The organism is Halomonas cibimaris (assembly GCF_055379665.1).
This window is the reverse complement of sequence record NZ_AP043828.1, coordinates 258,819-285,717: the sequence shown is the minus strand read 5'-3', so window position 1 is coordinate 285,717 and position 26,899 is coordinate 258,819. Positions and strand designations below refer to the sequence as shown.

Genomic DNA, 26,899 nt, shown 5'->3' with positions numbered 1-26,899 from the left:
GCCAAGCGTTGGTTCGGCCGCTGGTCATCAGTCACGTTGTAAAAGGCAAACGCGGCGAAGCAGGTAAAAGTCGGCGCCGGGCGCCGATAGGGCAGCGTGTTCCGGGTGCTTTGCCCGCACGTTGGTGGCCCGGAAGTATATTACAGACGGCCCTGCCATTCATATAACAGCTCAAGCGCCCGGCGCGGCGAAATGTCATCCACGTCGAGGGTTTCCAGCGCCTTGATGAGCGGATGTGACGCCTGGGCAAAGAGATCGGTTTGCCGGCAAGCCGGCGCTTCGACGCTTGGCTGGGCGGTCATTGACGCATCGTCCGGCGGCTCCAGGGTGCCGAGCTTTTCTCGGGCTCGTTGCAGCACCGGCGCCGGCACGCCGGCAAGCCGTGCGACCTGGAGCCCGTAGCTCTGGCTTGCCGGCCCGTCTTCGATGCGGTGCATGAACACAATATCCTCGCCGTGCTCGGTGGCCGTCAGGTGGATGTTGGCCACGCCGTTGCGCTGTTCGGGCAGCGCGGTCATCTCGAAGTAGTGGGTGGCGAACAGCGTCAGCGCTCGGGTGTCCGCCAGGTGCTCGGCGCTGGCCCAGGCAAGCGACAGGCCGTCGAAGGTGCTGGTGCCGCGGCCGATTTCATCCATCAGCACCAGACTCTGGGCGGTGGCGTTGTGCAGAATGTTGGCCGTTTCGGTCATTTCCACCATAAACGTCGAGCGCCCGCCGGCCAGGTCGTCCGATGAGCCAATGCGGGTAAAGATGCGGTCCAGCGGGCCGATGTCGGCGCTATCCGCGGGCACGAAGCTGCCGCAGTGGGCGAGCAGGGCAATCAGCGCTGTCTGGCGCATGTAGGTGGATTTACCGCCCATGTTGGGCCCGGTAATCACCAGCATGTGGCGCTCGGCGCTAAGCGCTACGTCGTTGGGCACAAACGGCTCGCGGCTGACCTGCTCGACGACCGGATGGCGTCCGGCGTGAATGGCAAGGCCGGTTTTGTCGGTCAGGGTGGGGCGTATCCAGCCAAGCGTCTCGGCGCGCTCGGCAAAGGTGCACAGCACGTCCAGCTCGGCCAGCGCTCGGGAAGTGGCCTGCAGGGTGTCAAGCTCGGCGTTGAGCGTTTCCAGCAGCGCGTCGTAGAGGTGTTTTTCCCGGGCCAGCGCTCGGGATTTGGCCGACAGCGCCTTGTCCTCGAACTCCTTGAGCTCGGGGATAATAAAGCGCTCGGCGTTTTTCAGCGTCTGGCGGCGAATATAGTCCGCCGGCGCCTCCCGGGCCTGGGCCCGGGGCAGCTCGATGTAGTAGCCGTGTACGCGGTTGTAGCCGACCTTGAGGTTGGCAAGGCCGGTGCGCTCGCGCTCCCGGGTTTCCAGCCGCACCAGGTATTCCCCGGCGTTTTCAGCCATGCCGCGCTGCTCGTCGAGCTCGGCGTCAAAGCCTTCGCGGATGACGCCGCCGTCGCGCAGCACCACCGGCGGGTTGTCGATGATCGCCCGTTCCAGGGTATCGGCGATGTCGGGGTAGGGCGTGATGTGCGGGCGCAGCGCGTCCAGCGCGCTGCCGTTTTCCACCGCGCTGAGGTCGCGTTCGAGATCCGGCAGCGTGGCCAGCGCATCGCGCAGCCGGGCGAGATCCCGGGGGCGGGCGCTGTAAAGCGCCACCCGGGCGAGGATGCGCTCTACGTCACCCACCCCGGCGAGCGTGTCGCGCAGCGCCATCCAGGCGGCGTCAGCGCCCAGCAGCGCCACGCCGGCCTGGCGGGCGCTAACCACGTCGCGCTGGCGCAGCGGACGATTCAGCCAGCGCTTGAGCAGCCTTGAGCCCATGGCCGTGGTGCAGGTATCCATAATGCTTGCCAGGGTGTTGTCGGCCCCGCCGGCGAGGTTCTGGTCGATTTCCAGGTTGCGCCGGCTGGCGGCGTCGATGACCACGGTGTCATCGCGGCTTTCCACGCCGATGGCGTTGACGTGGGGCAGAGCCGAGCGCTGGGTGTCCCGGGCGTAGTCGATCAGCACCCCGGCACTGATCAGCGCGGCGTGCAGATGCGCGCAGCCAAAGCCGCGCAGGTCGTTGACCGCGAACTGGCGGCAGAGAATGCGCGTGGCGCTTTCGGCGTCAAACAGCCACTCGCCCTGGCGGCGCAGGCCGCGATGGTTGGCAAGCGCGTCGGGCAGCGCCATGCTCTCGGGCAAAATCAGCTCCGCCGGGGACAGCCGCGTAAGCTCGGCGAGCATCTCCGCTTCGCTTTCCACTTCCAGCACCGAAAAGCGCCCGCTGGAAAGCTCCAGCCAGGCAAGCCCCCAGGCATCACGCGCGGGGGCAACGGCGGCCAGCAGGTTATCCTTTCGGGCGTCGAGCAGCGCTTCGTCGTGGAGCGTGCCGGGCGTGACGATACGCACCACGCGGCGCTCCATGGGGCCTTTGCTGGCATGCGGGTCGCCGATCTGCTCGCAGATCGCCACCGATTCGCCGGCCGCGACCAGTCGTGCCAGATAGCCTTCGGCGCTATGGTAGGGAATGCCCGCCATGGGAATGGTCTGGCCGCCGGACTTGCCGCGCTGGGTCAGGGTGATGTCCAGCAGCGCGGCGGCACGGCGGGCGTCGTCGAAAAACAGCTCGTAGAAATCCCCCATGCGGTAAAACAGCAAAACGTCGGGGTGGTCGCGTTTGATGTTGAGATACTGCGCGATCATCGGCGTGTGCGCCGGGGTCGTGGTGGTCATGGCTATCCTGACGTTGGCGGCGCCGGGGCACCTGCATGCCCGGCGGGCGTAGGCGGATGAACGGGCGTAATGCGTGACAGACGTTTCGTTGAGTCAACGTATGCGGGTATTCTACGCCCAACCCACCCACGACATGAAGGAGGGCGCATGGCGCCAAGCGTTGAGAGCCTGAAAAACCTGGATCTATCGCTGTTGGCCCAGCGGCTGGGTAAGCTTTGCTGCGAGCACGGCGTTGAGGTCACCACCGCTGAGTCGTGTACCGGCGGCGGTATCGCCGAAACCATTACTTCGGCGGCGGGCAGCTCGGCCTACTTTGCCAGCGGCTTTGTTACCTACGCCAACGCGGCCAAAACTCGCATGCTCGGCGTAAGCCAGGCTACGCTGGACGATCACGGCGCGGTCAGCGAAGCGGTGGTCAAGGCGATGGTGGCCGGTGCCTGCCGGGCAAGCGGTGCCGATATCGGCGTGGCGGTGAGCGGCGTGGCCGGCCCCGGCGGCGGCAGCGACGACAAGCCGGTAGGCACGGTGTGGCTTGCCTGGGGCAGCGAGCAAAACCCGCGAGCGGAGTGTCTGCATTTTCCCGGCGACCGTCAGGCCGTGCGCGAACAAGCCGTGCGTCAGGCCATGGCCCGGCTGGTAGAAGCGCTGGACGGATACAACAAGGCAGCGTAACGCGGGGACGGCCTTTGTTTGTCGGCATTTTTTTGGCATAATGCTGGTTAATTATACAGCCTATAGAGAGGAAGTACTGAATGGCTCAGGATCAAAACCGCAGCAAGGCGCTGGAAGCCGCGCTTGGCCAGATCGATCGACAGTTCGGCAAAGGCACCGTTATGCGTCTGGGCGATGCGCCCCGGGTAGCCATGCCGTCGGTGTCCACCGGTTCGCTGGGGCTGGATATTGCCCTGGGCATCGGCGGGCTGCCTTACGGTCGCGTCGTGGAGATTTTCGGCCCGGAGTCGTCGGGCAAGACGACGCTGACGCTATCGGTGATCGCCCAGGCGCAAAAGCAGGGCAAAGTCTGCGCCTTTGTCGACGCCGAGCACGCCCTTGACCCAAGCTATGCCGAAAAGCTCGGCATCAACCTTGACGATTTGCTGGTTTCCCAGCCGGATACCGGCGAGCAGGCGCTGGAAATCACCGACATGCTGGTACGCTCCGGCGGCGTTGATGTGATCATCATCGACTCCGTGGCAGCCCTGACCCCGCGCGCCGAGATCGAGGGCGAAATGGGCGATGCCCACGTTGGCCTGCAGGCGCGGCTGATGTCTCAGGCGCTGCGCAAGATTACCGGCAATATCAAAAACGCCAACTGCATGGTGGTGTTCATCAACCAGATCCGCATGAAGATCGGGGTGATGTTCGGCAGCCCGGAAACCACCACCGGCGGCAACGCGCTGAAGTTCTACTCCAGCGTGCGCCTGGACATTCGCCGTACCGGCTCGGTGAAGTCCGGCGACGAGGTGACCGGCAACGAAACCCGGGTGAAAGTGGTTAAAAACAAGGTCGCGCCGCCGTTCCGCCAGGCCGAATTCCAGATTCTTTACGGCAAGGGCATCTACCACGCCGGCGAAGTGGTCGACCTTGGCGTACAGTGCAGCCTGGTCGACAAGGCCGGCGCCTGGTACAGCTACCAGGGCAAGAAAATCGGTCAGGGCAAGGCCAACGCCGCCCAATACCTGGAAGACAACCCCGATACCATGGAAGAGATCGAATCCCAGATCCGCGCCCAGCTGCTGGCGCAGCCCGAGCCCAAAAAGGAAGAAGAGCCGGCCGGCGCGGGCAAGGATAAAAAGGACAAGAAAGCGGCCGAAGAGCCCACCGCGCCGCGCGGTGAAGAGCCGCTGTAAGCGTGGCTCCGTCAGGCTTTCAGCATGGTTCGCCGTCTCCCCGGGAGATGGCGATGAACTTTCTGGCCCGGCGCGAATATGCCCGGGCCGAACTGGAGCACCGCCTGGCGCGCAAGGGTGTCGAGTCGGGCGTCATTGCCGACTGCCTGGATACCCTGGCCGAGCAGGGGCTGCAGTCCGATGCGCGCTTTGCCGAAAGCTTTGTGCGTGCCCGGGTGCTGCGCGGCCAGGGCGTGCGGCGTATCAAAAGCGAGCTTTCTCAGCGCGGCGTGGCATCCGAGGTGCAGCGCCGAGCGATTGCCGAGGTGGAGGCGCAAGAAAACGTTGACTGGTTTGCGCTGGCCGCGGACACCTTGGCCCGGCGTTTCTCCACCCCCGGTGATTCCCCCAAAGAGCGCGCCCGCCGGGAGCGCTTTTTGGCCTCCCGGGGCTTTGAATTTGACCAGATTCGCCATGCGCTGGCCTGCCTTTAACGCCGCCTTAGCGCGCCTGCCGGACCTGTCGGATGCGGCGCTTGCGTTGCACGGCGGCTTTAGTCGGCGCCCAAGTTCGCTATAATGGCGTTTTGCGACCCCGGCGGGTAGCGTATCAAGCGCCCTGGGGCATCACGCTTTCTCGTTACGGATACCCTATGCAAAGCGCAGACATCAGACAGGCCTTTCTGGATTTTTTCGCGCAAAACGGCCATACCGTTGTGCCGACCAGCCCGCTTGTGCCGGGTAACGACCCGACGCTTTTGTTTACCAACGCCGGCATGGTGCCGTTCAAGGACGTGTTTCTGGGTCGCGATCCGCGCCCCTACGTGCGCGCCACCTCGGCCCAGCGCTGCGTGCGCGCCGGCGGCAAGCACAACGACCTGGACAACGTCGGCTATACCGCCCGCCACCACACCTTTTTTGAAATGCTGGGCAACTTCAGCTTCGGCGACTATTTCAAGCGCGACGCCATCCGCTACGCCTGGACGTTTCTCACCGAGACTCTGGGGCTGCCGGCGGAAAAGCTCTGGGTGACCGTGCACACAAGCGACGACGAGGCCGAGCGCATCTGGAAAGACGAGATCGGCGTGGACCCTGAGCGTTTTTCCAAGCTCGACGAAGACAACTTCTGGCAGATGGGCGACACCGGCCCCTGCGGGCCCAGCTCCGAGATCTTTTTTGATCACGGCGAAGGCGTCTGGGGCGGGCCGCCCGGCAGCGCCGAGGAAGACGGCGACCGCTACATTGAGATCTGGAATCTGGTGTTCATGCAGTACGACCGCGACGCTGAAGGCACGCTGCACGAGCTGCCCAAGCCGTCCATTGACACCGGCATGGGGCTTGAGCGAGTGGCCGCGGTGATGCAGGGCGTGCACTCCAACTACGAAATCGACCTGTTCCAGAACCTGCTCAAGGCAGCCGCCAAGGCGACCGGCCACGATGATACTCAGGCGCCGTCGCTGTGCGTGATCGCTGACCACATCCGCTCCTGTGCGTTTCTCATTGCCGACGGTGTGATGCCGTCCAACGAGGGCCGCGGCTACGTGCTGCGCCGCATCATCCGCCGGGCGGTGCGCCACGGCCACAAGCTGGGCGCTGCCGAGCCGTTTTTCCATACCCTGGTGGCCGCGCTTGACGCCGAGATGGGCGACGCCTACCCGGAGCTGCGTGAAACGCGCGAGCAGATCGAACGCATCCTGCTCAAGGAAGAGCAGCAGTTTGCCCGCACGCTGGAGCACGGCATGGGCCTTTTGAACGCCGCCCTCGACGAGCTTGCCGGCGATGTACTGCCCGGCGAAACCGTGTTCAAGCTTTACGACACCTACGGCTTCCCGTTTGACCTGACCGCGGATGTCTGCCGCGAGCGCGGCGTGGCGCCCGACGAGGCGGGCTTTCAGCGCGAGCTTGAGGCCCAGCGCGAGCGCGCCCGGGCGGCCAGCCAGTTCGGCGCCGACTATACCGCCGCGGTGGATATCGAAGGCGAGACGCGCTTTACCGGCTACGAGCAGCTCTCGGGCGACGCTCGGGTGGTAGCGCTGGTTGATGCCGAAGGCAACGACCTGGCCGCCCTGGAGGCCGGTCAGAAAGGCATTGTAGTGCTTGACAGCACGCCGTTTTACGGCGAGTCCGGCGGCCAGGCCGGCGATACCGGCTATCTGTTTGTGGCCGGCGGGCACTTCCAGGTCACCGACACGCAAAAGCAGGGCGGCCATCACCTGCATCAGGGCGTGATGGTAGAAGGCACCCTGACCGTCGGCGCCGAGGCGCACCCCGAGGTAGACGCTACCCTGCGCCAGGCGACGGTGCGCAACCACTCCGCGACGCATCTGTTGCACAAGGCGTTGCGGCTGGTGCTGGGCGATCACGTCCAGCAAAAGGGCTCGCTGGTGACCGCCGAGCGGCTGCGCTTTGACTTCAGCCACTTTGAGTCCATGACGGCCGAGCAGCTGGCGGAGGTCGAGCGGCGGGTCAACGAGCAGGTGCTGGCCAACGCGCCCACCCTGGTCGAAGAGATGACCCTGGCCGAGGCCAAGGACAAAGGTGCGGCAGCGCTTTTTGAGGCCAAATATGCCGACAGCGTGCGCGTGCTGACCATCGGCGCTGATGATTTTTCCATCGAACTTTGCGGCGGCACTCACGTAGCGCGCAGCGGCGATATCGGCTGCTTTCACATCGTCAGCGAAGCCGGCATTGCCTCGGGCGTGCGCCGTATCGAGGCGATTACCGGCAAAGCCGCGCTGGCCTACTTCCACGCACAGGAGGCCTGCGTACACCGCCTCGGCGAGCGGCTGAAAGCCAAGCCCGAGCAGGTCGAGACCAAGGTCGAGGCGCTGCTGGAGCGCAACCGCACCCTGGAAAAAGAGCTGGAGCAGGCCCGCGCCAAGCTTGCCAGCGCCGCCGGCAGCGACATGCTCGGCCGGGTCTGCGAGGTGGCCGGCGTCAAGCTGCTGGCCACCGAGCTTGACGGCGTCTCCGGCAAGGATTTGCGCGGCATGCTGGACCAGCTGAAAAACAAGCTGGGCTCCGGGGTCATCGTGCTGGGGGCAGCCGACAAAAACGCCGGGAAAGTGAGTCTGATTGCCGGGGTCACCAAGGATTTGACCGGCCGGATCAAAGCCGGCGAGCTGGTCAACCACGTCGCCTCCCAGGTGGGCGGCAAAGGCGGTGGCCGGCCGGATATGGCCCAGGCCGGCGGCAGCCGGCCGGAAGCGCTGCCACAGGCGCTTGACAGCGTGCCGGCCTGGCTGGAAAACGCGCTACGCTGAAAAACAGGGCCGGGGCGGGGCTGCCCCGGCCCTGTTTGTCTCTGCCTGTCTTTTTCGTTCCGTACTTTCTGTACTTTTCACTCCCGAGCGTATAAGGAAAACAACTCTCTATGGCACTATACGTACAAAAGTTCGGCGGCACCTCAGTGGGCTCGGTTGAGCGCATCAAGGCCGTCGCAGCAAAAGTCAAAGGCTTTCGCGATCAGGGCCACCAGGTCGTGGTGGTGGTCTCGGCGATGAGCGGCGAAACCAACCGCCTGACCGATATGGCGTCCTCGCTCAACGGCGATCCCGACCCGCGGGAAATGGACATGCTGCTGTCCACCGGCGAGCAGGTGACCATTTCGCTTTTAGCCATGGCGCTTCAGCAGCAAGGCGTGCCCGCCACTTCGCATACCGGTGCCCAGGTCGGCATTCATACCGACAGCGCCTATACCCGAGCGCGCATTCAGCGCATTGAAACCGATGATGTCAAAGCCGATCTCGATGCCGGTAAAGTCGTCGTGGTCGCCGGCTTTCAGGGCGTTGATGAAGACGGCAACATTACCACGCTCGGGCGCGGCGGCTCGGATACCACCGGCGTGGCGCTGGCAGCGGCGCTGGGCGCCGACGAATGCCAGATCTACACTGACGTTGACGGCGTTTACACCACCGACCCGCGGGTATGCTCCAGGGCCAGCCGGCTGGAAACCATCACCGTCGAAGAAATGCTGGAGCTTGCAAGCCTGGGCTCGAAGGTTTTGCAGATTCGCGCGGTTGAATTTGCCGGCAAATACAACGTCCCCCTTCGGGTGCTGTCGAGTTTCGAGGACGGCCCCGGCACGCTTATTGTGGCAGAATCCGACAAAGACGAGGACTCTATGGAAGAACCGCTGATTTCCGGTATCGCATTTAATAAAAACGAAGCCAAGCTGACGCTTTTGAACACGCCGGATATTCCCGGGGTGGCATCGCGCATTCTGGATCCGATCGCTGCGGCCAACATCGAAGTCGACATGATTGTGCAAAACGTAGCGCCGGCCGGCGACTACACGGATTTCACGTTTACCGTGGCCAAGGGCGATTACAAGACCACCAGAAAGCTCATCGAAGAAACCATTCTGCCCGATCTGGGCGGCGGCGAGCTGCGCGGCGATAACAACATCGCCAAGGTGTCGCTGGTGGGCGTAGGGATGCGCTCGCACGCCGGGGTGGCATCGAAGATGTTTCGCGTGCTGGCCGAGGAAAACATCAATATCCGCATGGTCTCCACCTCCGAGATCAAGATTTCCGTGGTCATCGATGAAAAGCACATGGAACTTGCGGTCAAGGCGCTGCACAAGGCGTTTGGATTAGACCAGGCCGATATTGAACAAGACTAACGATGCCATCGTTACAAGCTTCTACGCCGCTGAGGGAGGCTCTGTTACCCTCTGGCGGCGCGCTCTGACTCAACGGGAAGAGTGCGCTACGCGCCGACACCGTGAGCGACCACGATGCCAGGACGCATCATAACCGGCCATCGCCGACGGCGGTGGCATGCTGCAATCAACGTCTGAGAAGGAGATCAGCCATGCTAATCCTGACGCGCCGCGTTGGTGAAACCCTGATGATTGGTGACGAGATCACCGTGACGGTGCTCGGTGTTAAGGGCAACCAGGTGCGTATCGGCGTTAATGCGCCTAAAGACGTGGCTGTCCATCGCGAAGAAATTTATCAGCGCATCCAGCGTGAGCTTGATAGCGAAGGAAACGAGGAAAGCTGAAAGGTTGGCTGGTCCGCCCCGTGCCCGCATACGCCGGGTCATAACGCCCGCCAGCTCGGCAAAGCGCGAAAAAAATCGACGAAAGGGTAGACAGGGTAGGCTGATATCGGTAATATTCGCGCCGTGCCGTTAAGGAGAGGTGGCCGAGTGGCTGAAGGCGCTCCCCTGCTAAGGGAGTATAGGGTTTGTAGCCCTATCGAGGGTTCGAATCCCTCTCTCTCCGCCATGACTGCACACGCAAAACGGTATGCGCCCGTAGCTCAGCTGGATAGAGTACCTGACTACGAATCAGGTGGTCGGAGGTTCGAATCCTCCCGGGCGCACCACCAAGGTATCAGGATCGACGCTATCGCTTGCGCACCTGACAGCGTTTTGCCAAAACCTGACGCACGCCTTGGCAACCTTTATACAGGCAAGGCCTGAAAAAGCGCCCGTAGCTCAGCTGGATAGAGTACCTGACTACGAATCAGGTGGTCGGAGGTTCGAATCCTCCCGGGCGCACCAGTTTATGAAAAACCCGCTTCTTTCGAGAAGCGGGTTTTTTGCTGTTCAAGGCCGGCGCGTCGTCTGGGCTATTGGCCGGCCGGGGGCGTGCTGGCTGATAGCGCAGCCAGCAGCTCGTCCAGCGTTGTCAGGCGCTTAACGCGGTGGAAATGCAGGTCGGCTTCGCCGCTTCGCTGGCGCATCTGTGAAAGCCACTGTTTGACCAGCGAGGTAACAATGCGCTCGGGCAGCGTTTGGCGCTGGCGGCGGGCATAGGCCTGCAGCACCTCGGCGCGCATCGGCCAGGTGGTGTCGGCCAGGCGCTCGCCGGTACGCTGCCAGTGGCGTATACGGCCGGCAAGCCAAGGGTCGGCCAGCGCGCTGCGGCCGAGCATCACGTCATCGCAGCCGGATAGCGTGCGCGCTTTCCAGTAGTTTTCCAGCGTCCAGATATCGCCGTTGGCGACCACCGGTATGGCCAGGTGGCGCCGTATCTTGCCGATCCACTCCCAGTGGGCCGGCGGGCGATAGCCCTCGTTGCGAGTTCGGGCATGTACCACCAGCCGGCAAGCACCCCCTTGCTCGGCGGCCTGGCCGCAGGCTACGGCCAATTGCCTGTCGGCGAACCCCAGACGAATCTTGGCTGTGACGGGAATCCGCTCGCCGACGGCATCAAACACGGCCCGCACAGCCCGGTACACCCGCTCCGGACGGCGCAGCAGCGAGGCCCCGCCGTCGTGGCGATTGACCAGTTTGGTCGGGCAGCCAAAGTTCAGGTCAATACCGGTAGCGCCAAGCTTCAGTGCCTGCCGGGCGTTGGCCGCCAGCGCTGCCGCATCAGAGCCGAGCAGCTGAAGGTGCACCGGCACGCCGGTAGGCGTGGCGTTGGCGCCGGTTTCAAGCTCCGGGCAGTGTTTGTAAAACACTCGGGGCGGCAGGCGAGCGTCCACCACGCGAACGAACTCGGTTACCGTCCAGTCAAAGCCCGGGCGAGCGGTGAGAAGCTCGCGGGTGACCGCGTCGATGACGCCTTCCATGGGAGCAAGGCCGATGCGGCCGTATGGCGTAGGGCGGCTCATGAAGTGGCGTCCCGGGACGCGGCGCTCAGCGTGACGCTGGCTTTCAGGCGGTTTTCCAGCGGTGTCGAATCAACGGCAATATCACGCGGCCAGCCAAGCGTCAGGCAAACGCCTTCGCCGTCGTAGTCCGCGGCGGTCACGGGAATGTCGTTATCGCTGCACCAGGCGCGGGCCTCGGCTTCCTGGGCAAAGCCAAGGCGCAGCGTGTAGGCATCGCGCTCGACCACCTCGCGGGTCGGCAAGCCTTCCAGCGCGGTACTCACCGCCTGGGCATAGGCGCGGGCAAGCCCGCCGGTACCCAGCTTGGTGCCGCCGAAATAGCGAATGACCACGCAGCCGATCTCGCCCAGACCGCTGCCGTCGAGCACCTGATACATCGGCCGTCCGGCGGTGCCGCCGGGCTCACCGTCATCGGCAAAGCCGATGGCTTGCTGCTCGCCGGGCGCACCGGCAATAAAGGCGGTGCAGTGGTGGGTGGCGCCGGGGTGCGCGCTTTGGGCGGCGGCCAGCAGACGTTCGGCATCCGTCGGCGTGGGCGTGCGGCACAGCCAGGCAATAAACCGGCTTTTTTCGACGTCGATCTCCGTTACCCGAGGGGCATCCGTCGCCGGACAGGGAATGAGGTAGCGCATTGGGGCTCCGTTGCATGGGCGTTGTGTTGAACGCAACGCAGAATGATGACATCGCCGGTGAACGGCTGGCAATTGCACCGGGCCCGTGGCCGCACAAACGGCGTACGCGCTGTGCACGGGTTTTACATTACACAGCTCAGCGTGCGGTGGCGCCAGCGGTGTGGCCGTGCGTCGCATTATGGCTGGCGAGCCCGGGGCTTTACGTGTAAAGTCCGGTCCGCCAATATCTGCCTGGAGAGTCCCCTTGAGCCTGTGCCTTCAAGCCCGCAAGCTTGCCTGCGAACGCGACGATCGCTGGCTGTTTACCGATCTTGACGTGGATATCAAAAGCGGTGAAATCGTACGGGTGGAAGGGCCCAACGGCTGTGGCAAAACGACGCTGCTGAAGATTCTCGCCGGCCAGCTGAGTGACCATGAAGGAACGCTTTTCTGGAACGGTCGCCCCTTGCGCGAGATGCGCGATGCCTTTCTGGCCAACCTGCTGTATCTGGGGCATTCGCCGGGGGTCAAGGCAGGGCTTTCAGCGCTGGAAAACCTGGCCTGGTACCAGGCTTTGGGCGGCGAGCGTGGCGGCGAGGAAGACCGCCTTGAGGCGCTGGCGCGCGTGGGACTGAAAGGCTTTGAGGACGTGCCCGCCGGGCAGCTTTCTGCCGGCCAGCAGCGCCGGGTGGCGCTGGCACGGCTGACGCTGACGCCGCGCGCGCTGTGGGTGCTCGATGAGCCGTTTACCGCCATTGACCGCGACGGCGTGGCGGCGCTGGAGGCCGCACTTGACGAGCATGCCCGGGCCGGGGGCTGTGTGATTGTGACCACCCACCACGAGCTGGCAGCATCCCCCCGGCTACGGCGGCTGCCGCTGGGCCAATAAAGGCCGTGCGGTATAAAACGCGGCAAGCAACGAGGCGCCAAGCAATGGACAAGGCCATGGCAAACGAAACAGAAACGGCGGCAAACGCCTGGCAGCCTGCCGGGGGCAGCGTGGGGGTTGCGCTTGGGGCGACGCTCAAGCGCGATCTGGTGCTGATGCTGCGCAGCCGCGGCGAGGTGATCAACCCGCTGGTGTTCTTTGCTCTGGTGATTACGCTGTTTCCCATCGGTATCTCGCCGGATCCGGATCTTTTGCAGCGCATCGCACCGGGCCTTTTGTGGGTGGCATCGCTCCTTGCCGCGCTGCTGTCGCTGGATAGCCTGTTTCGCGGCGATTTTGACGACGGCAGTCTGGAACAGCTGCTGCTTGCCCCGCAGCCGCTGGCCGCGCTGGCGCTGGCCAAGGTGGCGGTGCACTGGCTGTTGACCGGGCTGCCGCTTGCGCTGATGGCGCCGCTTTTGGGCATCATGCTTTCGCTGCCGGCGGGAAGCTACGGCGTGCTGGCGCTGTCGCTGGCGTTGGGCAGTGCCAGCCTGAGCGTGATTGGCGCCATTGGCGCGGCGCTGACGGTGGGGCTTTCCCGGGGCGGCGTGCTGCTTTCGCTTCTGGTACTGCCGCTTTATATTCCCGTGCTCATCTTTGGCGCCGGGGCCGTACAGGCCGCGATCATGGGCGATGGTGCCGGTGCCCATCTGGCTATACTGGGTGCGCTGCTGGCGGCGTCGCTGGCGCTTTCGCCCTGGGCGATTGCCGCTGCGCTGCGCATCAGTCTTAACGGTTGAGGAAAACCACTATGTGGGCGTTTATTCACAAGCTCGGGTCGCCTAAATGGTTTTACGCCATCAGCGCCAAACTGCAGCCCTGGTTCTGGGCCGTAGCCGGGGTGCTGATCATGGCCGGCACCGTATGGGGGCTGGCCTTTGCGCCGGCGGACTATCAGCAGGGCAACAGTTTTCGCATTATCTATATCCACGTGCCGGCGGCGTTTTTGGCCCAGTCGGTGTTTATCAGCATGGCCGCCGCCGGGCTGGTGTTTATGGTCTGGAAGATCAAGATTGCCGATATGGCGGCCAAGGTGATGGCGCCTTTCGGGGCTGCCATGACGTTTGTGGCGCTTTTTTCCGGTGCGGTGTGGGGCGTGCCTACCTGGGGGACCTGGTGGATGTGGGATGCCCGGCTGACATCCATGCTGATTTTGCTGTTTTTGTACCTTGGCGTGATTGCCCTGCGCGGCGCGTTTTCCAGCCGTGACGGCGGCGCCCGGGCCGCCTCGGTGCTGGCCATGGTCGGCGTTATCAACATCCCGGTCATCAAATATTCGGTGGACTGGTGGTATACCCTGCATCAGCCGGCCACCTTCAGCGTCACCTCCAAGCCGGCAATGCCTGTGGATATGTGGCTGCCCCTGCTGGTGATGGTGGTAGGGTTTTACAGCTTTTTTATCGCCTTGACGCTGATGCGCACGCGCAGCGAAATTCTGCGCCGGGAGTTTCGCAAGCGCTGGGTAAAAGACATGTTCCGGGAGGCACGCTAGATGGCGTTTACATCGTTTGCGGACTTTATCGCCATGGGCGGCCATGCGCCTTATGTGTGGTCGGCCTGGGGCGTTACGCTGTTTCTTCTGCTGGCGTCGGTGTGGCATGCACGCCTTGAGCGTCGCCAGCTCATCAAGGGCCTGAAGCGCCGCGACCGGCGCGAGCAGACGCATCAGGACAACGCAGCAGTGGCGGGAAACGCAGCTGCCGGGGGAGGTCATCATGACACCTAAACGCAAGCAGAAACTTTATGTCATTGTCGGCCTGGTTAGCCTGACCGCGGTGGCCGTGGGGCTGACGCTGTATGCGCTGCGCAGCAATATCAACCTGTTTTTCAGCCCGGTGGAAATCGCCCAGGGCAAAGCACCGTTCGAACGCCAGATTCGCGCCGGCGGCATGGTCAAGGAAGGCAGCGTGGCGCGCGATCCGGAAAGCCTGAACGTTGAGTTCACCGTGACCGACTACGTCGACGATCTGGACGTGTACTACAGCGGCATCCTGCCGGATCTGTTTCGCGAAGGGCAGGGCGTGGTCGTGGTCGGTGAGCTGCAAAAGGGCGGGCGCCTTCGCGCCGATCAGGTGCTGGCCCGCCACGATGAAAACTACATGCCGCCGGAGGTAGCCGACGCGCTGGAAGACGCCGGCTATCAGCCGTCGGATTTTGCCGAAAAGGCCGCCGATTCGGCCGCGGGTGAATAGCATGGGAGTGACCAACGCTTTCGCCGCTGTGCTTGCCCTTCGACTCGCAGCCGTGCCCGCAGCTGCAGCCGCTTTATCGGAGTCCCCATGTTGACCAAGATGATTCCCGAAATTGGCCACTTTGCGCTGATTATTGCGCTGTTGATGGCCATCATTCAGGCCGTGGTGCCGCTGGCCGGCGCGGCGACCCGGCGGCCGCTGTGGATGGCCTTTGACCGTCCAATGGCCGCCGGGCAGTTTGTTTTTCTGGCGATTGCCTACGCCTGCCTGACGGCCAGCTATATGGCCGACGACTTCAGCGTGGCCACCGTGGCCAACAACTCCAACTCGCTGCTGCCGTGGTACTACAAGCTCAGCGCGGTGTGGGGCAACCACGAAGGCTCGGTACTGCTGTGGAGTTTGATGCTGTCGGCCTGGGGCCTTTTGGCCTCGCTGTGGTCGCGCAGGCTGCCGCGCGACATGGTGGCCCGAGTGACCGGCATTCTGGGGCTGATCGGCGCCGGCTTTTTGCTGTTCGTGCTGGTGACCTCCAACCCTTTTGCACGTCTTCTGCCCAACATGCCCGAAGACGGCACCGATCTTAACCCGCTGCTCCAGGACTTCGGCCTTGTCGTGCACCCGCCGATGCTCTATATGGGCTACGTCGGCTTTTCGGTGGTGTTTGCCTTTGCCATTGCCGCGCTTTTGGGCGGCCGGCTGGACGCCGCCTGGACCCGCTGGGCGCGCCCCTGGACCAACGCCGCCTGGGCGTTTCTCACCGTGGGCATTGCGCTGGGCAGCTGGTGGGCCTACTACGAGCTCGGCTGGGGCGGCTGGTGGTTCTGGGACCCGGTAGAAAACGCATCGCTTCTGCCCTGGCTTGCCGGCACCGCGCTGATCCACTCGCTTGCGGTGACCGAAAAGCGCGGCTCGTTCAAAAGCTGGACGGTGCTTTTGGCCATTGCCACCTTCTCGCTTTCGCTGATGGGCACCTTCCTGGTGCGCTCTGGCGTATTGACCTCGGTGCACGCCTTCGCCAACGACCCCTCGCGGGGCTTGTTTATCCTGGTGCTGCTGGCCATTACGGTGACGCTGTCGCTTTTGGTGTTTGCCCTGCGCGCTCCGCGCGTCAGCCATAAGGTGGGCTTTACCTGGCTGTCCCGGGATTCGCTGCTGCTGGTCAACAACATCCTGCTGGTCATCATGACCGTGACCATCCTGCTGGGCACGCTGTATCCGCTGATTCTTGACGCCCTGGGGCTTGGCAAAATCAGCGTGGGCCCGCCGTACTTCAATTCGCTGTTTGTGCCGCTGACGGCGATCATGAGCCTGTTCATGGGCCTTGGCCCCGTCGCGCGCTGGAAGCAGATGCCGGGTCGCGAGCTGCTCTCCCGGGTGTGGCTTTCCGGCGTCGCCGCGCTGGTGCTGGGGGCGACGATTCCGCTGTTCTACGGGCCCGAGTGGAACGCCAAGGTCATGCTGGGCATGATGCTGGCGCTGTGGATTGTGCTGCCCATGGTGCGCGATATTGTCGCCCGGGTGCGCGCTTCCAGCAGCGTTGGCCGCGGCTTCAAGAAAATTTCGCTGGCCCACTGGGGCATGGTGCTGGGGCATCTGGGCATTGCTGTGACCATGGTCGGCGTGGCCGTGGTGTCCAACGACAACATCGAGCGCAACGTGCGCATGGCGCCCGGCGACTCGGTCGAAATGGCCGGCTACACCTTTACTCTGCAGAACCTGCGCGAACGCCGCGGGCCCAACTATCTGGCCGATACCGCGACCCTGCGCGTCGAGCGTGAAAACGGCACCCACTTCATGATGCGGCCGGAAAAACGCCTGTATCTGGCGACCGGCATGCCCATGACCCAGGTGGCCCTGCGCGCCGGCTTTACCCGCGATCTCTACGTTGCCCTGGGCGAAGACCTGGGTGACGGCAGCTGGGCTGTGCGCCTGCAGTACAAACCGCTGGTGCGCTGGCTGTGGCTGGGTGGGCTGCTCATGGCCGCCGGCGGCGTAATCGCCGTCATCGACAAACGCTACCGCCGCGTGCCGGCGCGGGATCGCCACGCCGAGCGCGCCGGCGCTGCCCCTGCCACCGCGTCTCGGGAGGCCACCGCATGAAGCGCCGACTGCTGCTGTTTTTGCCGCTTATCGCCTTTTTGGGGCTGGCGGCGTTTTTCTACTATCGGCTGGGCATGGACCCGTCGTACCGCGATTCCGCGCTGATTGAGCGGGACTTCCCGGCGTTCAGCGCCTCCACCCTGGAAGATCCGAATCGCACCGTGGATGAAAGCCTGCTCAAAGGCGAAGTCACGCTGGTGAACGTCTGGGGAGAGTGGTGCCCGGCGTGCAAGCAGGAAATGCCCCAGCTGCTGGACCTGGCCGAGCGCGGCATCCGCATGGTGGGCGTGGACTACCGAGATACGCGCGAGAAGGGCAGGCAGTTTCTTGCCGAGTACGGCAATCCCTTCGAGCTGAATATTTTCGACCCCGACGGGGACCTGGGCTTTGATCTGGGCGTCTACGGCGCGCCGGAAACCTTTCTGGTCGACGCCGACGGGGTAATCCGCTACCACCACACGGGCTACATCGCCCCGGAAGACGTGCGCGAGGTGATCGTGCCGGAGGTGAAAAAATGGCGCTGATTCGCTGGCTGCTGTTTGCTTTGCTGCTGACGCTGCCCGCCGCTGCGGTGGCCGTGGGTATCGAAGTGCGCGACTTTGACGATCCGGTGATGCAGGAGCGCTACCGCGACCTCACCGGCTCCATGCGCTGCCCGCTGTGTGAAAATCAGGCGATCGGCGATTCCGACGCGCCCATTTCCGGCGACATGCGCGACCGCGTATACGCGCTGCTGCAGGACGGCAAATCGGATACCGAGATCGTCAATCACATGGTTGACCGCTTCGGCGAGTACATTTTGTACAATCCGCGGCTGGAAAACCGTACCTACCTGCTGTGGGGCATCCCCGTCGCGCTGCTGCTCGCCGGGGCGCTGCTGGTGGCGCTGATTGTCCGCACCCGGCGCAACGCCTCGGCGGCGTCGCTGAGCGCAGACGAGCAGGCCCGCCTGGATGAACTGACTAAGCGCAAGAGGTCTTCATGACGCTGCTGTGGATTGGGTTTGCCGTACTGCTTTTGCTGGCGCTCGGCTTTTTGGCGCTGCCGCTGCGCCAGTCCCGCCGTTTGCACGATACCCTGGTTGATAACGACGCCAACGATACCGCCACCGAGCAGAACGTGGCGATCTTTAACCGCCGGCTGGCCTCTCTTGAGGCCGCCCGCGAGCGGGGCGACGTCAGCCAGACGCAATACGACGAAGATCGCCTGGAGCTGGAGCGCAATCTGCTGGATGACACCCGGCGCCTGTCGCACCGCCCGCTGAAGGCAGCCCGAGCAGGGCGTCTTGCCGTGCCGGCCCTTATGCTGGCCGTGGTGCTGGCAAGCGTGGTCTGGTATCAGCGCCAGGGCGCCGAAGGCGATCTGGCGCTGTACGCCGTGCAGCAGGAGGTGCAAAGCGACCCCGAGGGCTCGCTTGCCATGTATCTGGAACGCATGGAAGCCCAGGCCCAGCGCCAGCCGGATAATCCCAGCGTCTGGGGCGAGCTGTTTCCGCTGTACCGCCAGACCGGCCAGCCGCAAAAAGCCGCCAACGCGCTGGAAAACCTGATTGAGCTGGAAGGCCGGCACCCGTCGCTTCTGGCCCAGCTGGCGCAGATTCGCTTTTTCATGGCGGATCGCAAGCTCACCGCCGAACTGGAGGCGCTGGTCGACGAGATTCGCCAAAAAGACCCGCGCGAGCCCACCATGCTCAGCGTGATGGGGGTTCACGCCTTCGACAACGGTAACTACAAAGCGGCCATCGACCGCTGGCGCCGGGCCGCTGCCAACCTGCAAAACCCGGAGACCGTGCAGTCGCTTAAACAGGGCATCAAGGTCGCCCAGCAGCGCCTGGGCATCGAACCGGACGCCGTCGAGCCGGGGCAGGGCGTGAAAGTACGCGTCGCCCTGGACGAGGCGCTGCGTGATCGAGTCCCCGGCGATGCCACCGTGTTTGTTACCGCCCGGGACCTGGAAGGTGAGAAGCCGCCGCTGGCGGTCAAGCGCACCACCGTGGCCGCGCTGCCTGAAACGGTGACGCTAAGTGAGCGCGACGCCATGTCGCCGCAGGCCTCCATGGCCGATACCGATCGCGTACGGCTTGTGGTGCGCGTCTCGCCCTCGGGCCAGGCCACCCCGCAGCCGGGGGATCTGTTTGGCGATGTTGACAAGGTGGCCGTAGGCGCGCTTGAAGGCAGCGACGCCGTTGACGTCCGTGTCAACCGCGTCTTCGAGTAAGCCCTGCCGGCATGCGTTTAACGGCCATTCATCTGGCCGGGTTTAAATCTTTTGTAGACCCGGTCAGCGTCCCCTTCGACGGCAACATGACCGCCATTGTCGGCCCCAACGGCTGCGGCAAGTCGAACATCATCGACGCGGTGCGCTGGGTCATGGGCGAATCCTCGGCCAAGACCCTGCGCGGCGAATCCATGGCCGATGTGATCTTCAACGGCTCCACCGGGCGCAAGCCCGTAAGCCAGGCCTCCATCGAGCTCAAGTTCGACAACCGCGACGGCGCCATGGGCGGCATGTACGCCCAGTACGCTGAAATCGCAGTCAAGCGCCAGGTCAGCCGGGACGGCCAGTCGGCCTACTTCTTCAACGGCCAGAAATGCCGCCGCCGCGACATTGCCGATCTGTTCATGGGCACCGGGCTTGGCCCGCGCTCCTACGCCATCATCGGCCAGGGCATGATTTCTCGGCTGATCGAGGCGCGTCCCGACGATCTGCGTGCGACCCTTGAAGAAGCGGCAGGGATTGCCAAATACAAAGAGCGCCGGCGGGAAACCGAAAACCGCATGCGCCGCACCCAGGAAAACCTCGACCGCCTCGACGACATCCGCGAAGAGCTGGATAAACAGCTCGAACGCTTGAAGCGCCAGGCCGAGGCGGCCAAGCGCTACCAGACCCTCAAACAGCAGGAGCACCGCCTGAAAGGCGAACTGGCGCTGCTGCGTGGCCGGGCCCTGCGCGCCGAGCAGAGCCATCAGGAAAGCCGGGTGCGCGAGCTGGAAACCGCCGTGGAGAAAGACCTCTTCGGCGTGCGCCAGTGCGAAACCCGCCTTGAGCAGACGCGCGAGCACCACGATGAGCTAAGTGAGGTGCTCGACCGCCACCAGCAGGCGTTTTACGCCACCACCACCCGCATTGCCCGCATCGAGCAGGACCAGAGCCACCGTAAAAGCCGCCGGGCGCAGCTGGCCGCCGACATCGACGCGGCCCGCCGGGAGCGCGACGAACAGCGCCGGATCAGCGAAAGCGACGGCGAGCGCCTGGCCGCCATCGACGAGCGTTTGGAAACGCTCTTGCCGGATATGGAGGCGCTGGAAGAACAGCTGGCGCAGCTCGACGCCGAGCTGAGCGATGCCGCCCCGGCGCTGGAAGCGGCAGAGCAGGCCCGAAACGCCGCCGACGAAAGCTGGCGCGAGGCCAGCCGTGACGCCGAGCGCGGTCAGGATCAGCTGCGCGATCTGGAGCAGCGCATCCAGCGCCTGCGCGCCGAGCGCGACCGCCGCCGCGGCCAGCGCAGCGACATGGACGACCTGGCCGAGCTTGAGGCCCGCCACGCCGAGCTTCAGGCCACGCTGGAAGACGCCGAACGCGAAGCGAAGCGCCTGGCTGCGCAGCGCGAACACGACCGGGAAGCCCTGGCCCGCACCCGGGAAGAACAAAGCGCACAGGGTCGGCGCCGAGACGAGGCCCGCGCCGCGCTCAGCCGCATGGAAGGCGAGCAGACCTCCTTGAAAACGCTGATGGACGCCGCCCTTGCCGACCACGACCCGGCGCTGGAAGCGGCCCTGGAACAGCGCGGCCTGGCCGATGCCCCACGGCTTGGCGAAGTGATCGAGGTGGCCCCGGGCTGGGAGGCCGCCGTTTCCTGGCTGCTGTCGCCCTGGCTCAGCGCACGCATGGTTGCCCCCCGGGCGCTGGCCGCGCTGCCCGAGGCGCTGGCCGCTGACTGGTGCCTGCTGGATAACGCCGACGCCCCGGCGGCGCCGGGAACCCTGGCCGAAAAGGTGCGCGGCGCGGGCGCGCTGGGCCACTGGCTGGGGCGTATTTACTGTGTGGAGCGTGCCGCCCAGGCCGGCGCGCTGGCGCCCACGCTAGACCGCGTAGAAAGCGTGCTCAGCCCGGACGGCGTGTGGCAGGCGCCGGGGTTTGTGCGCCAGCAGGCCGCAGGCGAGGGCGTGGATGCCCTGCTGGTGACCCGGCGGCGCTACGCCGAGCTTGCCGCGCAGCAGGAAAAGCAAGCGGCGGCGCTGGAGCAGGCGCAGTGCGCGCTCGACGACGGCCGCGAACGCCTCAAAGCGCTGGAAGCCGCCGGGGAAGACCATGCCCGCCGGGAGCGCGAGCACGCCGCCGTTTTGCAGCAGGCAGCCCTGGCCGAACGCAGCCACGCCCAGCGCATCGAACACTTGCAAAGCCGTGCCGCCGAGCTTGACGAAGAGCTTTCCCGGCTCGACGAAGACGACGCCGAACTGACGCTTGCGCTTGAAGAGCAGCGCGAACGCTGGAGCGAGGCCATGGCACGCCTGGAGCAGGCCAGCGAACGCCGTGAAAACGCCCGCGCCGAAAGCCAGCAGCAGCGCGAGCAGCGCCAACGCCTTGAACAGCAGCAGACCCCACTGAAGGTCCGTCAGCAGGAGCGGGCGATCGAGCGCGAGCGGCTGACGGTTGAGCGCGACAGCCTGAACGCCCAGCGCGCGCGCAGCGACGAAGGCGAAGAGCGCCTGGCGCTGCGTATCGCCGAGCTGGAAGAAAGCCTTGAAGCGCTTTTTGAGCCTGACGAGCTGGCCGCCGAGGAGCTCGAAGGGCTTTTGCACCAGCGCGAACAGCAGGAGCGCCGGCTGACCGACATCAAAGATCAGGCCCAGACGCTGGTTGAAGCGCTGCGCCACGACGAGCAGGCCCGGCAGAACCACGAGCGCTGCCTGGAGCAAAACCGCGAGCAGCTTCAGCAGCGGCGCATGGACGCCCAGGCGCTTTCGCTCAAGGCCGCCGCCCAGGAGGCGCAGCTGGCCGAGCTTGAACTCAGCGCCGAGGCGCTGGAAAAGACCCTGCCTGCTGATGCCGACGAGGCCCGCTGGCAGGCCACGCTTGAGGCCACCGCGGACAAGATTCGCCGGCTGGGCGCGATCAACCTGGCCGCCATCGAGGAATACGACCAGCAGGCCGAGCGGCGCGACTATATTGAAGCCCAGCACGACGAGTTGACCGAGGCGCTTGTGACGCTGGAGCGAGCGATTCGGCGGATCGATCAGGAAACCCGCGTGCGCTTCAAGGCCACCTTCGACGAGGTAAACGCCGGGCTGCAGGCGCTGTTTCCCCGGGTGTTCGGCGGCGGCACGGCCTGGCTTACGCTCACCGACGACGACCTGCTGGCCACCGGCGTTGCGATCATGGCGCGCCCGCCGGGTAAGAAAAACACCACCATCCATCTGCTTTCCGGCGGGGAAAAGGCGCTGACCGCACTGTCGCTGGTGTTTGCCATTTTCCAGCTCAATCCTGCACCGTTTTGTATGCTCGATGAGGTAGACGCGCCGCTGGACGATGCCAACGTGGGCCGCTATGCCAAGCTGGTCAAGGAAATGTCAGAGACCGTGCAGTTTATCTATATCACCCACAACAAGATTGCCATGGAGGCCTCGGAGCGGCTCATGGGCGTCACAATGCAAGAGCCCGGCGTCTCGCGTCTGGTCGCGGTAGGCGTCGAAGAGGCCGCAGCGCTTGCCAGTGCCTGACCTTGGCGCAAAAGCCGGGGCCCCAGGTCGGATAGCGTCGGCTCATCCTGTAAGATAGCGGCGAACAACGGGGCTAAAAGCCGCGAAAAAAAGCACGCAAAGGTGAAAAATCGCAAGAACTGGCGCTGCTTATGGCAATCAAGCTATGCTTCAGGTAGAACGGCCGCAACGATACGTCAGGTGCTGTAGCTACATACGGCAATTATTACAACGACGCTTTGCCATCGGCTTATATAGCCGATAAAAGCAGCCGGCTAGAAAACCGGAAAACGACCCATGGAAAGTGCAACATGGAACTAAGAGAGTGGCTCATCATTTTGGGGCTGGCGCTGGTTTCGCTCATCGTCATTGACGGCATTCGCCGGCTTCAACGCCAGCGCCGCGTTCCGCGTCTGGATCAGGCCGAAAGCAGTGCGGCCGGCCGTGATGCCGAACAAGCCTCGCGCGATGCCGAGGTCGACTGGGAGCTGCCCAACGGCGGTGCCCGCGTGACCAAGCCGGCGGATTACACCGGTCTGAGCGAAAAACCGCCGCTGGAGCGCCAAGAGCCCGAGCATCCCGGGCCTTCGCGCGTGCTCGCTGGGTTTCGCCACTCGTCTTCCTCTGCGTCGCGCCGTGAAGCCCGCCCGCACAGTGAGCCTGGGCTGCGCGTGCCTGCCGCCGAAGGCCCGCCCGAGGCAGCGCCGCAGCACTCGGCCCGGGAAGAAACCGCGCCGGCGCATGAAGCCTCGCAGGATGGTACACAGCAGAACGTAGCCGACATGGCGCTACGCGCTGAGGCGGACGACGCCCGAGCGCATCAGGTCAGCCATCGCCCGGCGTCGCGTCGTCAGCTGCGCCGCGATACCGTCGGCGATCATGACGACCGCGATCATAACGACCATGGAGAGTATGGCGACCATGGAGAATATGACGACCATCGAGAGTATGACGACCATAGAGAGCATGACGACGACGAAGCATATCGGCTGGTGGACATCGAAGGCATGAGCCGTTCGGTCAAACAGCGCTTTGTCGAGCGTCGCCGCGCCAAGCAGGAAACCAAAAAGCGTCGCCGGCAGGACAAGGCGCACCGGGCCGAGGTGCGAGCCAAAGAGCAGGCCGAGCGCGAGGCGCACAAGCGCCAGGCCGGCCACGACGCCCAGGCCGAACACGCCCGGCCCGCGGAGCCGGCGCGCCAGGCCGACGCCGCGCACGCCGACAACGCCCCGATCGACCCCCGTCCTGCGGACGATCCGCCGATGGACCCGGTGCTGGAAAAAGCCCTGCGCAACGATATACCCGGCGGCTATGCCCGCAAGACGCTCAGTGCCGCTGACGAAGTGGTCGTTATCAGCGTGATGTCCCGAGAGCCCGAAGGGTTTGACGGCGTACGCCTGCTGAAGCTGCTGATGGCCTGCGGGCTGCGCTATAGCCGCGGTCTTGGCGTTTTTCACCGCTTCGAGACCGAAAGCGAAGACAGCGAGCTGCAGTTTTCCATGGTCAACGTGGTGAAGCCGGGATCGTTTCCCGTGGAAGACGGCGAGCCGTTTACCTGCCCCGGCATCACTTTTCTCATGCCGCTGCCCGGTGCCAAGGACAGCACGACCGCCTTTGAGGCCATGGTGGAGACGGCCATGGTCGTGGTGCGCCATATGGGCGGCGAGCTCAAAGACGAAAATCGCAGCGTGATGACCGCACAAACCATCGAGTTTGCCCGCCAGCGGGTGCACGAGTTTGAGCGCCGACATCGGCTGCACCGCCAGCTGCAGGCGCAGTAGGCCCGCCGCGCAAGGCCCCGGCTACGCACCCGCCGCCAGGCGGGTGTTGTGTTTTATCATGGGGCGCTTGTCTTCGCTTATCCGCCCGAGAGTTTGCCGCCATGCGCCAGTCTGATTTCTCATCGCCGTCTGCTCAGCCGTTGCCCGCCGCCGTGGATGACCAGGCCCGAGCCCTGCGTGCCGCGCTTGACGACGCCAACTATCGCTATTACGTGCTCGATGAGCCGACGCTGACCGACGCCGACTACGACCGCACGCTGCGCCGCCTGCAAACGCTTGAAGCCGAATATCCCGCGCTGGTGACGCCGGACTCGCCCACCCAGCGGGTAGGGGCGCCGCCGGCGGATGGCTTCGCCGAGATTGAGCACGCCGTGCCCATGCTCTCGCTTGCCAACGCCTTTGACCGCGACGAAGTCTTCGCCTTTGCCCAGCGCGTGGCCGAGCGGCTGGAGTGCGAGCCCGACGAGGTAACCTTTACCGCCGAGCCCAAACTCGACGGCGCGGCGGTTTCGCTTGTGTACGAGCGCGGCGAGCTGGTGCGCGGGGCCACCCGCGGCGACGGGCGCACCGGCGAAGACATTACGGCCAATTTGCGCACGCTGCGTTCGGTGCCGCTGGCGCTGCGCGGCGATAGCGTGCCGGCGCTGCTGGAAGTGCGCGGCGAGGTCATCATGCGCCACGCGGGTTTTGAGCGGCTCAACGCCAAGGCGCGTGAGGAGGGCGGCAAGGTGTTTGCCAACCCGCGCAATGCCGCCGCCGGCAGCCTGCGCCAGCTCGACCCAAGCGTTACCGATACCCGGCCGCTGGAATTTCACGCCTATCAAACCGCGCGCATCACGCCGGATTCGGGCGAGGCCAGCCACAGCGAACGGATGGCGCGTCTGGCTGAGCTGGGCTTTCATACCAGCCGCGAGCTTGAGCGGCTCACCGGGCCCCAGGCCGTGGTGGACTATTGCAAGGCGCTGGGCGAGCGCCGCGATACGCTGGGCTTTGACATCGACGGCGTGGTGATCAAGGTCGACAACCTGCGCCAGCAGCGCGAGCTGGGCTTTGTGGCCCGGGCGCCGCGCTGGGCCACGGCCTACAAGTTTCCCGCCCAGGAGGAAACCACCCGCCTTGACGATGTGGAGTTTCAGGTCGGGCGCACCGGCGCGATTACCCCGGTAGCGCGCCTTTCTCCGGTCACCGTGGCCGGCGTTACCGTATCCAACGCCACCTTGCACAACGCCGACGAAATTGCCCGGCTCGACGTGCGCATCGGCGACACCGTGGCGATTCGCCGGGCCGGCGACGTGATTCCCCAGGTGGTGCGGGTCGACGTCGACAAGCGCCCGGCGGATGCGCAGCAGATTGTCTTCCCCGAGCGCTGCCCGGTGTGCGAGGCCGAAGTGGAGCGCCCCGCAGGCGAGGCGGTGGCGCGCTGCTCCGGCGGGCTTTTCTGCCCGGCCCAGCGCAAGGAAGCGCTCAAGCACTTTGCCAGCCGCCGGGCGCTGGACATCGACGGGCTGGGAGAAAAGCTGATTGCCCAGCTGGTGGACAACGACTGGGTGCAAACCCCGGCCGAGCTGTTTGCGCTTACCGCCGAGCAGCTGCAGACGCTGCCGCGTATGGGCGAAAAATCGTCGCAGAACCTGCTGGACGCGCTAAAAGCGGCCAAGGCCACCACCCTGCCGCGTTTTATCTACGCGCTGGGCATCCGCGAGGTGGGCGAAGCTACCGCCGCCGGGCTGGCTGCGCACTTCGGCACCCTGAATGCGCTGGAGAACGCCGATCAGGAAGCGCTTGAGGCCGTGGACGACGTCGGCCCTATCGTGGCCGCTCACGTCCACACGTTTTTCCGCCAGCCGCATAACCGCGAGACCATCCAGGCGCTGCGCGCCGCCGGCGTGCACTGGGACGAGCAGGAAGTTACCGCCGGCCCCACGCCCCTGAAAGGCCAGAGCTGGGTGCTGACCGGCACGCTGGAAAGCATGACCCGGGACGAAGGCAAGGCCCGCCTGCAGGGGCTGGGGGCCAAGGTGGCCGGCAGCGTGTCAAAAAAGACCGCCTGCGTGGTGGCCGGCGAGGCCGCCGGCAGCAAGCTGGAAAAGGCCGAAACGCTGGGCGTTGAGGTGCTCGACGAAGCCGAGTTTATCGCCCGGCTACAAGCGTGGGAAAACGACACGTCGCGCTGAGCGAATCACGATCACGGAGGGCTGCATGAGCCGCTTTATCGAAGTGCCGGCGCGGATGCTGCCGGCGGATACGCTGACCGCGCTGCTGGAGGCGTTTGTGACGCGGCAGGGCTATGACACCACCGACACCACCGGCGCGGGCATGGCCGGCTGGGTAAACGAAGTTAAACAGCAGCTGGAACGCGGCGAGCTATTGATCGCCCACGACCTTGAGCTGGAGATGACTGAGGTGATGACGCTTGAGCAGTGGCGCACGTTTGGCCGGGATATCGCCGACGACGAAGAAGAAGGCGATATCTAGCC

The 26,899-nt window shown here is 64.7% G+C and carries 22 protein-coding genes and 3 tRNA genes; 22 read left to right on the top strand and 3 right to left on the bottom strand.

Features of this window, described 5'->3' with window-relative positions; translation table 11 throughout:
* Positions 1–140: 140 nt before the first annotated feature.
* The gene (gene mutS, locus ACZ415_RS01350; protein ID WP_344702568.1) at positions 141–2,711 is read right to left on the bottom strand and encodes a DNA mismatch repair protein MutS; all 2,571 of its coding nucleotides are present in this window, start codon (positions 2,709–2,711) and stop codon (positions 141–143) included.
* A gap of 147 nt (positions 2,712–2,858) precedes the next feature.
* On the opposite strand from mutS, the gene ACZ415_RS01345 reads away from it, so the two are divergent.
* The 9 genes from ACZ415_RS01345 to ACZ415_RS01305 all read left to right on the top strand — a co-directional run bounded on the left by ACZ415_RS01345 (position 2,859) and on the right by ACZ415_RS01305 (position 10,050).
* Positions 2,859–3,383: a CinA family protein gene (locus ACZ415_RS01345; RefSeq protein ID WP_344702570.1), complete on the top strand. Its 525-nt coding sequence runs from the start codon at positions 2,859–2,861 to the stop codon at positions 3,381–3,383.
* Between the two features lie 80 nt (positions 3,384–3,463).
* Entirely contained in the window at positions 3,464–4,561 is a 1,098-nt protein-coding gene (gene recA, locus ACZ415_RS01340; RefSeq protein ID WP_344702572.1) for a recombinase RecA, read from the top strand.
* 53 nt (positions 4,562–4,614) lie between these two features.
* Positions 4,615–5,034 (top strand): regulatory protein RecX, encoded by a 420-nt coding sequence (locus ACZ415_RS01335; RefSeq protein ID WP_344702574.1) that lies wholly within the window; start codon positions 4,615–4,617, stop codon positions 5,032–5,034.
* Positions 5,035–5,192: 158 nt separating this feature from the next.
* Positions 5,193–7,802: an alanine--tRNA ligase gene (gene alaS, locus ACZ415_RS01330; protein WP_344702576.1), complete on the top strand. Its 2,610-nt coding sequence runs from the start codon at positions 5,193–5,195 to the stop codon at positions 7,800–7,802.
* A gap of 110 nt (positions 7,803–7,912) precedes the next feature.
* Entirely contained in the window at positions 7,913–9,163 is a 1,251-nt protein-coding gene (locus tag ACZ415_RS01325; RefSeq protein ID WP_344702578.1) for an aspartate kinase, read from the top strand.
* Positions 9,164–9,354: 191 nt separating this feature from the next.
* Positions 9,355–9,546, top strand: a complete 192-nt coding sequence (csrA, locus tag ACZ415_RS01320; RefSeq protein ID WP_344702580.1) for a carbon storage regulator CsrA — start codon at positions 9,355–9,357, stop codon at positions 9,544–9,546.
* A 133-nt stretch (positions 9,547–9,679) separates the two neighbouring features.
* Positions 9,680–9,772 (top strand) — tRNA-Ser (locus ACZ415_RS01315).
* Positions 9,773–9,795: 23 nt separating this feature from the next.
* A tRNA-Arg gene (locus ACZ415_RS01310) sits at positions 9,796–9,872 on the top strand.
* Between the two features lie 101 nt (positions 9,873–9,973).
* A tRNA-Arg gene (locus ACZ415_RS01305) sits at positions 9,974–10,050 on the top strand.
* Positions 10,051–10,118: 68 nt separating this feature from the next.
* Here the strand turns inward: ACZ415_RS01305 and ACZ415_RS01300 are convergent.
* A complete protein-coding gene (locus ACZ415_RS01300; RefSeq protein WP_344703087.1) occupies positions 10,119–11,066 on the bottom strand; it encodes a tRNA dihydrouridine synthase in 948 nt (315 codons plus the stop codon).
* A gap of 38 nt (positions 11,067–11,104) precedes the next feature.
* Positions 11,105–11,740 carry an IMPACT family protein gene (locus ACZ415_RS01295; RefSeq protein ID WP_344702582.1) on the bottom strand — a complete coding sequence of 212 codons (636 nt, stop codon included), beginning with the start codon at positions 11,738–11,740 and terminating at the stop codon, positions 11,105–11,107.
* A gap of 178 nt (positions 11,741–11,918) precedes the next feature.
* On the opposite strand from ACZ415_RS01295, the gene ccmA reads away from it, so the two are divergent.
* The 13 genes from ccmA to ACZ415_RS01230 all read left to right on the top strand — a co-directional run bounded on the left by ccmA (position 11,919) and on the right by ACZ415_RS01230 (position 26,897).
* Complete coding sequence (gene ccmA, locus ACZ415_RS01290; protein ID WP_425552726.1) at positions 11,919–12,608, top strand: cytochrome c biogenesis heme-transporting ATPase CcmA; 690 nt, start codon at positions 11,919–11,921, stop codon at positions 12,606–12,608.
* Between the two features lie 56 nt (positions 12,609–12,664).
* Complete coding sequence (gene ccmB / locus ACZ415_RS01285) at positions 12,665–13,390, top strand: heme exporter protein CcmB (protein ID WP_344702586.1); 726 nt, start codon at positions 12,665–12,667, stop codon at positions 13,388–13,390.
* An 11-nt stretch (positions 13,391–13,401) separates the two neighbouring features.
* Entirely contained in the window at positions 13,402–14,142 is a 741-nt protein-coding gene (locus ACZ415_RS01280) for a heme ABC transporter permease (protein ID WP_344702588.1), read from the top strand.
* The gene (ccmD, locus tag ACZ415_RS01275) at positions 14,143–14,376 is read left to right on the top strand and encodes a heme exporter protein CcmD (RefSeq protein WP_344702590.1); all 234 of its coding nucleotides are present in this window, start codon (positions 14,143–14,145) and stop codon (positions 14,374–14,376) included.
* Positions 14,366–14,842 carry a cytochrome c maturation protein CcmE gene (gene ccmE, locus ACZ415_RS01270; RefSeq protein ID WP_344702592.1) on the top strand — a complete coding sequence of 159 codons (477 nt, stop codon included), beginning with the start codon at positions 14,366–14,368 and terminating at the stop codon, positions 14,840–14,842. The genes ccmD and ccmE overlap by 11 nt, the downstream gene beginning before the upstream one ends.
* A gap of 87 nt (positions 14,843–14,929) precedes the next feature.
* Positions 14,930–16,942: a heme lyase CcmF/NrfE family subunit gene (locus ACZ415_RS01265; protein WP_344702594.1), complete on the top strand. Its 2,013-nt coding sequence runs from the start codon at positions 14,930–14,932 to the stop codon at positions 16,940–16,942.
* Entirely contained in the window at positions 16,939–17,466 is a 528-nt protein-coding gene (locus ACZ415_RS01260; RefSeq protein ID WP_344702596.1) for a DsbE family thiol:disulfide interchange protein, read from the top strand. The genes ACZ415_RS01265 and ACZ415_RS01260 overlap by 4 nt, the downstream gene beginning before the upstream one ends.
* Positions 17,457–17,927 (top strand): cytochrome c-type biogenesis protein, encoded by a 471-nt coding sequence (locus ACZ415_RS01255; RefSeq protein ID WP_344702598.1) that lies wholly within the window; start codon positions 17,457–17,459, stop codon positions 17,925–17,927. The genes ACZ415_RS01260 and ACZ415_RS01255 overlap by 10 nt, the downstream gene beginning before the upstream one ends.
* Positions 17,924–19,159, top strand: a complete 1,236-nt coding sequence (ccmI, locus tag ACZ415_RS01250; protein WP_344702600.1) for a c-type cytochrome biogenesis protein CcmI — start codon at positions 17,924–17,926, stop codon at positions 19,157–19,159. The genes ACZ415_RS01255 and ccmI overlap by 4 nt, the downstream gene beginning before the upstream one ends.
* An 11-nt stretch (positions 19,160–19,170) precedes the next feature.
* Positions 19,171–22,662 (top strand): chromosome segregation protein SMC, encoded by a 3,492-nt coding sequence (smc, locus tag ACZ415_RS01245; protein WP_344702603.1) that lies wholly within the window; start codon positions 19,171–19,173, stop codon positions 22,660–22,662.
* 290 nt (positions 22,663–22,952) lie between these two features.
* On the top strand, positions 22,953–24,422 hold the full coding sequence (locus ACZ415_RS01240) for a cell division protein ZipA (RefSeq protein WP_344702605.1): 1,470 nt from the start codon (positions 22,953–22,955) through the stop codon (positions 24,420–24,422).
* Between the two features lie 101 nt (positions 24,423–24,523).
* On the top strand, positions 24,524–26,596 hold the full coding sequence (gene ligA / locus ACZ415_RS01235) for an NAD-dependent DNA ligase LigA (protein WP_344702607.1): 2,073 nt from the start codon (positions 24,524–24,526) through the stop codon (positions 26,594–26,596).
* Between the two features lie 25 nt (positions 26,597–26,621).
* Entirely contained in the window at positions 26,622–26,897 is a 276-nt protein-coding gene (locus ACZ415_RS01230) for a YheU family protein (RefSeq protein ID WP_344702609.1), read from the top strand.
* Positions 26,898–26,899 lie beyond the last annotated feature (2 nt).

What these genes read in the sequence shown, in the direction of transcription:
- mutS (WP_344702568.1), bottom strand. Translation starts at nt 2,711, where the DNA reads ATGACCACCACGACCCCGGCGCACACGCCGATGATCGCGCAGTATCTC.
- ACZ415_RS01345 (WP_344702570.1), top strand. Translation starts at nt 2,859, where the DNA reads ATGGCGCCAAGCGTTGAGAGCCTGAAAAACCTGGATCTATCGCTGTTG.
- recA (WP_344702572.1), top strand. Translation starts at nt 3,464, where the DNA reads ATGGCTCAGGATCAAAACCGCAGCAAGGCGCTGGAAGCCGCGCTTGGC.
- ACZ415_RS01335 (WP_344702574.1), top strand. Translation starts at nt 4,615, where the DNA reads ATGAACTTTCTGGCCCGGCGCGAATATGCCCGGGCCGAACTGGAGCAC.
- alaS (WP_344702576.1), top strand. Translation starts at nt 5,193, where the DNA reads ATGCAAAGCGCAGACATCAGACAGGCCTTTCTGGATTTTTTCGCGCAA.
- ACZ415_RS01325 (WP_344702578.1), top strand. Translation starts at nt 7,913, where the DNA reads ATGGCACTATACGTACAAAAGTTCGGCGGCACCTCAGTGGGCTCGGTT.
- csrA (WP_344702580.1), top strand. Translation starts at nt 9,355, where the DNA reads ATGCTAATCCTGACGCGCCGCGTTGGTGAAACCCTGATGATTGGTGAC.
- ACZ415_RS01300 (WP_344703087.1), bottom strand. Translation starts at nt 11,066, where the DNA reads ATGGAAGGCGTCATCGACGCGGTCACCCGCGAGCTTCTCACCGCTCGC.
- ACZ415_RS01295 (WP_344702582.1), bottom strand. Translation starts at nt 11,740, where the DNA reads ATGCGCTACCTCATTCCCTGTCCGGCGACGGATGCCCCTCGGGTAACG.
- ccmA (WP_425552726.1), top strand. Translation starts at nt 11,919, where the DNA reads ATGGCTGGCGAGCCCGGGGCTTTACGTGTAAAGTCCGGTCCGCCAATA.
- ccmB (WP_344702586.1), top strand. Translation starts at nt 12,665, where the DNA reads ATGGCAAACGAAACAGAAACGGCGGCAAACGCCTGGCAGCCTGCCGGG.
- ACZ415_RS01280 (WP_344702588.1), top strand. Translation starts at nt 13,402, where the DNA reads ATGTGGGCGTTTATTCACAAGCTCGGGTCGCCTAAATGGTTTTACGCC.
- ccmD (WP_344702590.1), top strand. Translation starts at nt 14,143, where the DNA reads ATGGCGTTTACATCGTTTGCGGACTTTATCGCCATGGGCGGCCATGCG.
- ccmE (WP_344702592.1), top strand. Translation starts at nt 14,366, where the DNA reads ATGACACCTAAACGCAAGCAGAAACTTTATGTCATTGTCGGCCTGGTT.
- ACZ415_RS01265 (WP_344702594.1), top strand. Translation starts at nt 14,930, where the DNA reads ATGTTGACCAAGATGATTCCCGAAATTGGCCACTTTGCGCTGATTATT.
- ACZ415_RS01260 (WP_344702596.1), top strand. Translation starts at nt 16,939, where the DNA reads ATGAAGCGCCGACTGCTGCTGTTTTTGCCGCTTATCGCCTTTTTGGGG.
- ACZ415_RS01255 (WP_344702598.1), top strand. Translation starts at nt 17,457, where the DNA reads ATGGCGCTGATTCGCTGGCTGCTGTTTGCTTTGCTGCTGACGCTGCCC.
- ccmI (WP_344702600.1), top strand. Translation starts at nt 17,924, where the DNA reads ATGACGCTGCTGTGGATTGGGTTTGCCGTACTGCTTTTGCTGGCGCTC.
- smc (WP_344702603.1), top strand. Translation starts at nt 19,171, where the DNA reads ATGCGTTTAACGGCCATTCATCTGGCCGGGTTTAAATCTTTTGTAGAC.
- ACZ415_RS01240 (WP_344702605.1), top strand. Translation starts at nt 22,953, where the DNA reads ATGGAACTAAGAGAGTGGCTCATCATTTTGGGGCTGGCGCTGGTTTCG.
- ligA (WP_344702607.1), top strand. Translation starts at nt 24,524, where the DNA reads ATGCGCCAGTCTGATTTCTCATCGCCGTCTGCTCAGCCGTTGCCCGCC.
- ACZ415_RS01230 (WP_344702609.1), top strand. Translation starts at nt 26,622, where the DNA reads ATGAGCCGCTTTATCGAAGTGCCGGCGCGGATGCTGCCGGCGGATACG.